This window comes from Sphingomonas sp. CCH9-F2 (genome assembly GCF_001556735.1).
GTDB lineage: Bacteria > Pseudomonadota > Alphaproteobacteria > Sphingomonadales > Sphingomonadaceae > Sphingomonas > Sphingomonas ginsenosidimutans.
Genome location: NZ_LSJO01000045.1, coordinates 1 through 304 on the forward strand (window position 1 = coordinate 1; position 304 = coordinate 304).

At 74.3% G+C, this 304-nt stretch carries 1 protein-coding gene; it reads left to right on the forward strand.

What is annotated here, in order from left to right; genetic code table 11:
- The coding region (locus AX685_RS01225; RefSeq protein WP_156445591.1) for a phage major capsid protein at window positions 1-304 on the forward strand (304 nt) is incomplete at both ends.

The window sequence follows — 304 nt, forward strand, 5'->3', positions numbered from 1 at the left end:
TCGGCGGGATACCGCAAGCTGGTGACGACCGGCGGGACGCCGTCGGGCTGGGCCGCGGAAACCGATGCGCGGCCGGGCACCGCGACCCCGGTGTTCCAGGAGATCGCCCCGCCGATGGGCGAGCTGTACGCCAATCCGTCGGCCAGCCAGGCGATGCTGGACGACGCGCTGTTCGACGTCGAGGCATGGCTGGCGGGCGAGATCGCGGCCGAGTTCGCGCGCGCCGAGGGCGCGGCGTTCGTCAACGGCAGCGGGACGAACCGGCCGAAGGGGTTCCTGCAGGCGGCGACGTCCACGGCGGGGG